General features: G+C 65.0%; 9 protein-coding genes and 1 pseudogene. 5 read left to right on the forward strand and 5 right to left on the reverse strand.

Translation table 11 applies throughout. The features are described 5' to 3' along the window. The coding region (locus KPL59_RS35235) for a replication initiation protein (RefSeq protein WP_226363378.1) at positions 1 to 558 on the reverse strand (558 nt) is incomplete at its 3' end. A 326-nt stretch (positions 559 to 884) separates the two neighbouring features. Continuing rightward, positions 885 to 1,196, reverse strand: coding sequence for a hypothetical protein (locus tag KPL59_RS35240; RefSeq protein WP_226363346.1), 312 nt, complete (start codon positions 1,194 to 1,196; stop codon positions 885 to 887). 254 nt (positions 1,197 to 1,450) lie between these two features. On the opposite strand from KPL59_RS35240, the gene KPL59_RS35245 reads away from it, so the two are divergent. The 5 genes from KPL59_RS35245 (at position 1,451) to KPL59_RS35265 (ending at position 6,005) form a co-directional block, all read left to right on the forward strand. Further along, complete coding sequence (locus KPL59_RS35245; RefSeq protein ID WP_226363371.1) at positions 1,451 to 2,002, forward strand: hypothetical protein; 552 nt, start codon at positions 1,451 to 1,453, stop codon at positions 2,000 to 2,002. Between the two features lie 927 nt (positions 2,003 to 2,929). After that, positions 2,930 to 4,669 (forward strand): murein biosynthesis integral membrane protein MurJ, encoded by a 1,740-nt coding sequence (gene murJ, locus KPL59_RS35250; protein WP_226363370.1) that lies wholly within the window; start codon positions 2,930 to 2,932, stop codon positions 4,667 to 4,669. 248 nt (positions 4,670 to 4,917) lie between these two features. Further along, on the forward strand, positions 4,918 to 5,292 hold the full coding sequence (locus tag KPL59_RS35255) for an antibiotic biosynthesis monooxygenase (RefSeq protein WP_226363344.1): 375 nt from the start codon (positions 4,918 to 4,920) through the stop codon (positions 5,290 to 5,292). Next, positions 5,289 to 5,519 (forward strand): hypothetical protein, encoded by a 231-nt coding sequence (locus KPL59_RS35260; RefSeq protein ID WP_226363335.1) that lies wholly within the window; start codon positions 5,289 to 5,291, stop codon positions 5,517 to 5,519. Before KPL59_RS35255 ends, KPL59_RS35260 begins: the two co-directional genes overlap by 4 nt. A 48-nt stretch (positions 5,520 to 5,567) precedes the next feature. Continuing rightward, positions 5,568 to 6,005 (forward strand): hypothetical protein, encoded by a 438-nt coding sequence (locus KPL59_RS35265; RefSeq protein WP_226363369.1) that lies wholly within the window; start codon positions 5,568 to 5,570, stop codon positions 6,003 to 6,005. A gap of 101 nt (positions 6,006 to 6,106) precedes the next feature. Here KPL59_RS35265 and KPL59_RS35270 read toward each other — a convergent pair whose 3' ends face one another. The 3 genes and pseudogenes from KPL59_RS35270 to KPL59_RS35280 all read right to left on the reverse strand — a co-directional run. Next, positions 6,107 to 6,457 (reverse strand): hypothetical protein, encoded by a 351-nt coding sequence (locus KPL59_RS35270; protein WP_226363343.1) that lies wholly within the window; start codon positions 6,455 to 6,457, stop codon positions 6,107 to 6,109. A 181-nt stretch (positions 6,458 to 6,638) separates the two neighbouring features. Then, complete coding sequence (locus KPL59_RS35275; RefSeq protein ID WP_226363342.1) at positions 6,639 to 7,079, reverse strand: J domain-containing protein; 441 nt, start codon at positions 7,077 to 7,079, stop codon at positions 6,639 to 6,641. 11 nt (positions 7,080 to 7,090) lie between these two features. Then, positions 7,091 to 7,690 (reverse strand): annotated as a pseudogene (locus tag KPL59_RS35280) (hypothetical protein); the annotation flags it as partial.

The raw sequence follows: 7,690 nt of genomic DNA on the forward strand, positions 1-7,690 counted from the left end.
GACGGTCTTGAAGCCGTCGGGGTCGCCGAAGTGGTGGCGGACCTCGCGGTAGGCCCACAGGCGGACACCGTCGAACAGGGTGCAGTTCCGCCCGAGCCCGCACGGGTCGGCCTTACGCGCTCGTTGCTGGCGCCAGTCCTTGGGCGGCATGTGCCCACCCGCCTGCAGCGCCGCCTCCAGCTCGCCGAGAGTCCACAGGTGGTCGTGCATGTACTGGGTGGCCCAGCTCCCGGCGAGTGGGTTCTTCACCAGCAGCCCGGAGTAGCGGCGGTCGCCATCCACGGCGCGGCGGAGGCCTTCCAGGACCGAGGCGGCGTAGGCCAGCACGTTGCGACGGGCGTACTCGGTACGACAGACCGGGGTAGCGAGGATCCAGACGGCGTGGGCGTGCCCGTTGAACGGGTTGGTGATGATCAGGTTCGGCATCGGATGGTTCCCGTTCGCCGACAACGCCCGCAGCAACGCGTCGGGGTGGTCGATGTCGACGATCAGGAAGGTCAGCATCACCGACGGCGACGCCTCGATGTAGGCCAGCAGCAACGCGGCATCCCGGCCCATCCGGCGGATGCCCCAGGCCAGGTTGTCGGTGGCATACGGGCGTCGGGGCTTCCAGTTCCCTCGAACAGCGCACGCAGCTCGGCCTCCCCCGGGGTAGCGGGGGCCGTCAGGTGCAGGGTCGACGACGACAAGGGGGGGCTCCAGGTAGGGGGTGGTCCAGTCGTAGGGCATTGAGCTTCGCCCTGTCTTCTTCGGCCCGATGACGCGGGCCTGGGATCGCTGGGACAGCGAACTATCTGACTTGGCTCTGCCTGCGTACCCGTATTTTCCCTGGTCGTGGCGAAACGCGCGCAACCAGGGGTGCAGGTCTGGCCTGACAGAGATAACTAGGCCGGAGCGGGGGTTCCGGCGAGTACCGGGATCGGTTCCTCGTTGAGGTCGGCTACCAGGTCGGACAGGTCCGAGATCGCCGAGCACAGAACCCTCACGACCTGCGCCCGGTGCGAGCGGGAGAGCAACGAGTCCGAGATCCAGGTCGGATTGCGATCGTCAAAAACGCGGTCGAGGGCGCATTCCACCAGCGCCACGACCTCCGACGCCCGCATCGACGTTTTCTCCTCGGGCGCCGCCGGAGCTGACGCCTCTGACTCAGCGGGCTCATCCTCGCCTGCGTCGAGGACGCCGGGCACGTCAGACATGCACACACGCCTTCCTTCATCCCGGAGGGCATCGGGGGTGCCCACCGGTCACTGGCCGGAAGCAGATCAGCACACTCCGCCCCTGTCAAGAACATCTCGACGGGATAGTGGCGCGTCCCTCCCTTCCTGCTCGGGATACGCTGGGTCCCTCGCTCATCGACTCTCAGCGACGTGTACACGAGCCGAGCCGAGCCGAGGAAAAGCTATCCCGGCCCCAGCTCGGGAGAAACGAGACGGGGAGAGCGCCGACGGGCATGAGCGAGACCACCGAACACCCCGACAGCGACAGCGACAGCGACGACCCGGTCATGCCCGCGCTGCCGCCGCAGACTCTGGCTGATCGACTCAACCGGGCATTCGCGACGCTGCATCCCGCCGACCGTGGGCCCTACAGCAACCGCGAAGTCATCCGCTGGCTCCAGGCGAACTCCACCCCCGAACAGTCCATCCCCTCCCTGAACTACCTCGGCCTGCTCCGCAGCGGCGAGGCCACCGACCCCACCGTCGGCAAGCTCCAATCCATCGCGCGCTTCTTCAAGATCCCTGCGACCTACTTCATCGAAGACAACGCCCACTCCGACGCCGTGCAGGCCGATCTCCAGCTTCTCGACGCGATGCGCGACACCCAGGTCCGCGAGATCGCCGCCCGAGCCGTCCAGCTCGACCCGTCCATCCGCGACTGGCTCATCGACACCATCCGACGCCTACCCGACCTCGCCAACGGCCCCCCACCGCGCACCGCGCAGCGCCAACGCATCGAAATGCCGGTCACCGACAAGCCCACCAAACGGCGACGGCGGGCATGATCAACCCACGTGATACACCGTGTCTGATCGATCTCTCCGGGAGTACGACCGTGGGAACCGCGACGCGTGCGACAGCCACGCGCAGCTACGACACCGACGCTGAGATCCGTACGTTCGCTCGTAGCGCGCTCGCCGAGATCGGCGCGACCCCCGACCTCGACCCGGTCGAGCTATGCCGACGGCTGAGCATCCACCGAGACCACCCGATCGAGATCGTCTCGACCCGGATGCCCTGCTCCTCGCTGCTCGGGTTCTGCGTGAAGACCACGACTACCGACTACATCGTCCACCCGCACGACCTCGCGCGATCACAGCATCCGTCACGAGATCGTCCACGTCCTGTTCAACTACCCACATCCCCTTCATCTGATACTTTTTCTGGCTGCTACCGGGGAGTTACTTCCTCAGTCTGGCCTGTCAGTCACTCAGCCTAACTGTCCAATCTATCTGGAGAACACTGTGTCTATTTTGCGATCCGCTGGCAAAGCCTTTCTCCTCAGTGGCGCTATCACTTTGGGAGCAATTTCATTTAGCGGCCTTGCCGATGCCGCACAGCCTGGAGCGTCCCACTCCAGTATTTCTGCTCCGACTCAGCAGTCATGCGGGTTTCGCAGCGTACGAATCTCACAACATGAGTCTTCCGCCTACTGGCGCAATTGCGTCAGCCACGGTCAGCGCATTAATGTCGACCGCGCATTCTGGCCCGACTTTCAGGTCTGCGTACCGCAAGGTCAGGACCGCTACCTTGGCGCCGGACTAATTCCGGTTGGTCCAGGAGCTATCCGTGGGGCCACGGTAATCGGCTCCTGCTGATCTCCACCAGAGCATGCTTGAGGAAACAATTCGCTGTGGCCAGCGCGCCCCGGTCGCGGCCCTCGCTGAAATTCTCCCTGTCTCTCTACTAGACACAGCTTTACCGCAGTGATCATGCGCCGGGATGACGCCGAGAGCACGCAACCTCTTACGCAAATCCCCTCCCCACTAGTCGGCGAGGTCTCACCTGTCACTAAAGAGATAGAGCAAGTGCATGCACCAGCTGGCCGCCTTGTCGGCGAGCCGACGCGACCTCCTCATGAATTACTAAGATCATCCAGATTGGTCGCGATTGCAAGTCTCGTCAGTAGAGTTACTGGCTTCATTCGCAACATCGCGCTCGTGTCGATCCTTGGATTCGCATCCCTAAATGATGCATACACGATTTCTAACACGCTTCCTAATGTCGTTTACGAGTTGCTCCTCGGCGGGGTTCTAAGCAGTGTAATGATCCCCGTCCTAGTCCGCGCTCAAGGCGACGCTGATGGGGGCGAAAAGTTCACGAGAAAGTTGCTAACACTTACAGGAGTTGCGCTCCTGGTCGCAACTATTCTAGCCGTGCTAGCTGCGCCCTTATTGACACGTCTCGTGATTAGCGCGAGTGAGGCAGCTCCCGCAAACTCTGAGCTCACCACGGCATTCTCCTGGCTCCTTCTTCCGCAGATCTTTTTCTATGGCATGGGAGCGCTACTCGGGGCGATTCTCAATTCAAAGCAAGTTTTCGGCCCATTTGCCTGGGCCCCGGTCCTGAACAATATCGTCGTGCTCGCCACGCTCGCGGTCTATGCGCTAATCCCTGGTGAGATTTCAATCAACCCGATAACTATGGGGGAGCCTAAGCTGTTAGTGCTCGGCTTAGGAACAACCATCGGTGTTGTCGCGCAAACACTGCTGCTACTACCATACATGAAGCGCGTCGGATTCAATTATCGTCCGCTATGGGGCTGGGACTCAAGACTGTCGCAAGCTGGCGGAATGGCCTTGTGGGTCACTGGGTACGTTGCAGTGGGGCAGATCGGCTACGTTATCACTACGCGTGTAGCGACAGCAGCTGATGCTGGTTCTGTTGTCACCTATACGAATGCCTGGTTGTTACTGCAAGTTCCTTATGGCGTTCTGGGAGTCTCTCTTTTAACCACACTGATGCCTCGGCTTAGTCGGGCCGCAGCAAACGCTGACATTAGACAGCTCGCTAATGACTTTTCTCTAGGGGTAAGATTATCCACCCTGGCTTTAGTCCCCGTCGCTGCCGTAATGACCGCCTTTGGCGACGTCCTTGGTATCGCCTTATTTTCGATCGGTGCTGGGGGCGGCTCGGGCGCAGAACGGCTTGGCCTGACTGTTGCATGGTCGGCATTTGGAATATTGCCGTACGCGGTGATGATGCTACAAATTCGCGTCTTCTACGCGCAGGGCGACTCGCGCACCCCGACGCTAATCCAGTTGTGGCTGATCACGTTAAAGGTGCCACTTCTGCTTCTGTGTCCGATGGTCCTGCCGTCTGAGCAAGTGGTCATCGGGATTGCCGCGGTTAACTCTCTTTCTTTCATCTGGGCCGCCATCGCTAGCCAATGGCTCCTCCGTCGAAAAATGGGGGAGATTCCGATCAGTGAAGTGCTAGACTTTCTTTGGCGGGTCTCCCTATCTGCAGGATTAAGCGCAGTCGCTGCTCGGGGTGCACTGGAGCTGGCAGAGCCGCTGCTGGCGACCTACCCGGGCCTCGTGCGTGCGTGGGCTCTGCTCCTTGCCGGAGCCCTTATCTCCCTATCCCTTACTTTTGCCACGTTAAAATTACTGAAAACGCCCAGCATTAACGACCTTCTTGGTCGTAAAGATCACATGGGAGCAAACTAAGCCTCATGGGCAAGAAGAAATGGTGACTCGCTCGCTGACCTCGCCACGATCCACGCCGACCACCACGACCTCGACGTCTCCATCTACGGCGGCGAGTGGGACGATCCCGGCATCATCACAGTCCAGGTCTGGCGCACAGAACTCATCGACCGCAACGAAGACCTCCCAGACTCCTGACTCAACCGGGTCATCCGAAAAATCGGATGACCCCCTGCCTACCAGCACAAACACCCACCCAGGAGACCCGCGTGTCTGTCGTGAAGATCAACGCCATCACCGTCCCCGACGGAGCCGGACCGGAGCTGGAAGCCCGGTTCGCCGCCCGCTTCGCTCAGGGCTGCATGAACGAGGTGCCCGGGTTCCTCGGCTACGAGCTGCTCCGCCCCGTCGCGGGCGACACCCGGTACTTCGTCTACACCCGCTGGGAGCACGACGCCGCCTTCCAGGCATGGCGCACCGTCGGCGCCGCGGCCGCGCACTGCGACCGCGACAGCGACAGCGACAGCGACCGCCCGCAGGTCGGGACCGGCGCTGACCTGCTGGAATTCGAGACCGTGCCCCTCGGCACAGCATCGGACACAGCATCTGGGACGGCTTCTGAGGAAGGGACCGCGACCGCATGACCACCGCCACCGGGCTCCGTGTCCTCGCCGCCACCGGCGCCGCCGCGCTCACGCTCAGCGCGGCCGGGGTCGCGACCGCCGCCGAGGACATCCACTACGAGAAGGCCGGGACCTTCCCCGACGTCGCTGCCTGCGCCGATGCCGGACACACCACACCCGGTGTCACGACCTGGCTCTGCGACGAACACCCCGACGGCACCGCCGACCTCTACCTCGTCCCGGCATAGACGTCAGGGTGCCGGTCTTGACCAACACCACCACCCAGACTGGGTCTGATGGGTAAGAAGAAGCAGCAGCGCCGGACCGACCCGAGCAGCAAGGCCCGACGCCGCGCACAGCGCAAAGCCCGCGACAACGACCTCCCGCCCTTCCCCGGCCGCGACGCCGACCACGGGCTTGGGCTCGGGCTCCGGCTCATCGGGACCATCGTCGTGAACGCCGACTACCACCAGCACGACGACGGCACCTGGACCGCCACCGTCGCCCCCGAACTGCTGCCCGGCGCGGTCACCATCGACGACGTCGACCTCCACACCGTCTTCCACAAAGTCATCGCCGTCGTCGAAGTCCTCGCGCAGACCGCCCCACCCGACGCCGACATCAGCACCATCACCCTGCACCGCGTCGACGGCGACACCCTTCGCTGGCTAGCCGCCGTCGACGAGTACGGCTTCACCGACTGCGTCAACGCAGCCCAGTTCCCCGACCACTGACCACCACCGACCAGCCGGACCAGCGGCCAGCTCCTGGTGCTGCCGCGCCGCTTCCGGTCCTCACCCGACCCGGAAAGGCGACTCGCGGGCAGACGCAGTGACTATTCGGAGTGGAACTCCACCCGCACGATCCGCATGTCCATCTCACGGGCATAAGCAGGCACGACCCAGGTCATCTCCTGCGGCGCCGCCGCAGCGTTGCGGACCCAGGCCGTGTGCTCATGACGGCCTTGTCCCTCCGCGTTCTCCATCGTCACGGTGAACACCACCGTGCTCCGCGCCGCAACCTCGAACCACAACTCCTCAACGTTCTGCCCGCGATCGAACTCGATCACCGGCAGACACGCCGCCGGAGCAAGCCCCTCCCGGCACACGTCCTCCCCCGACGGCGGGCCCGCCCACACCGACGGCGCCGGCCCAGCCACCAACCCAGCCAGCACCACACCGGTCACCGCCAGAACCCCAGCACTCCGCCGCACCACCACCCGCAGCAGCCCCGGCCTCTTCCTCAGCGCAGTCGTTGTCGTCGTCACCCATTTAGCCAAAGTCGTCACCCATTCAGATGTCAACTCCGACGCGCCCCGCGACTGAAACGCCGTCTCCGGACCGCGCGGCAACCGCTAGCGGCCAGGGCTAGCGGCGGGCCGGGCGGCCCAGGGCGAGGTAGACATACCGGCCGACCAGCACCGCGCCGGTGATCGCGACCATCACCGTCGCCACCGGCGCCACACCGACCACCACCGCACCGCCGACCAGCACCCCGGCCTCGGCCACCCCGGTCGCGATCAGCAGCGCCGCCGGGCCCGGCCCGGGCCGGGTCACCACCGGAGCCGGGACCGGACCCGGAACGGTCGTGGGCACCGCCCACACCCAGTCCTGCGCCCGATCCTGCGCTTGAGCCTCCTGCAGCAGCTCATACGCTGCGGTGACCACCGCGAACCGGTCCGGATCACCACCGGCGTCGGGGTGCTCGCGGCGCACCGCCGCCCGCCACGCCGAACGCACCACCTCCGCCGGTGCTCCCGGGGCGACACCCAGGATCGCCGCAGCCCGCGTCACCTCGGGCCCCGTCACCAGACCGGTCCTCACCGCTGACCTCCCCCACCGTCGATGTCGCCGCCGATGTCGCCGCCGCCATCGATGTCGCCGAGCCAGATGTCGGCGTCCGCCCCGACCCGACCAGCACCGCCCTGACCAGCACCACCACCGCTACCGCTTCCTCCGCCGTCCCCGGAGCCGCTACCGCCCCGGTCTCGGCGGGCGTGGGCGTGACCGGCCATGAGCTGGCGGCGCGTCAACACCGGCCCCGACACCGGCTCCTCCACCCCGACCGCCTCGTCCAGCACCCGCGACCGCCCCGACAGCGGCGTCACCAGCCCGTAGACGACCTTGTCCGGGCTCGCCCACGCGAGGTGGTGCGGCGGCATCTGCCGCACCCGGTTCGGATCCAACAGGAACGCGTGCTGGCGGCGCACCGTCCCCGCCCCGCTGTACCCACCGGAGAACACCGAAGCGCCCCAGCCCTCGTCCGACCCGGCGCCGACCAGCTGCAACCCGACCTCCCCGACCATCCTGGTCCCGAACCGGGCCGCCAACTCCTCCGCATTCGTCGTCCGCCCCACCAGCACCCCGCCACCCATCGCCCCGAGCAGCCGGTTCCGTTCCTGAGGCGACTCGGCCAGGCC

The organism is Pseudonocardia sp. ICBG1142 (genome assembly GCF_020496255.1).
GTDB lineage: Bacteria > Actinomycetota > Actinomycetes > Mycobacteriales > Pseudonocardiaceae > Pseudonocardia.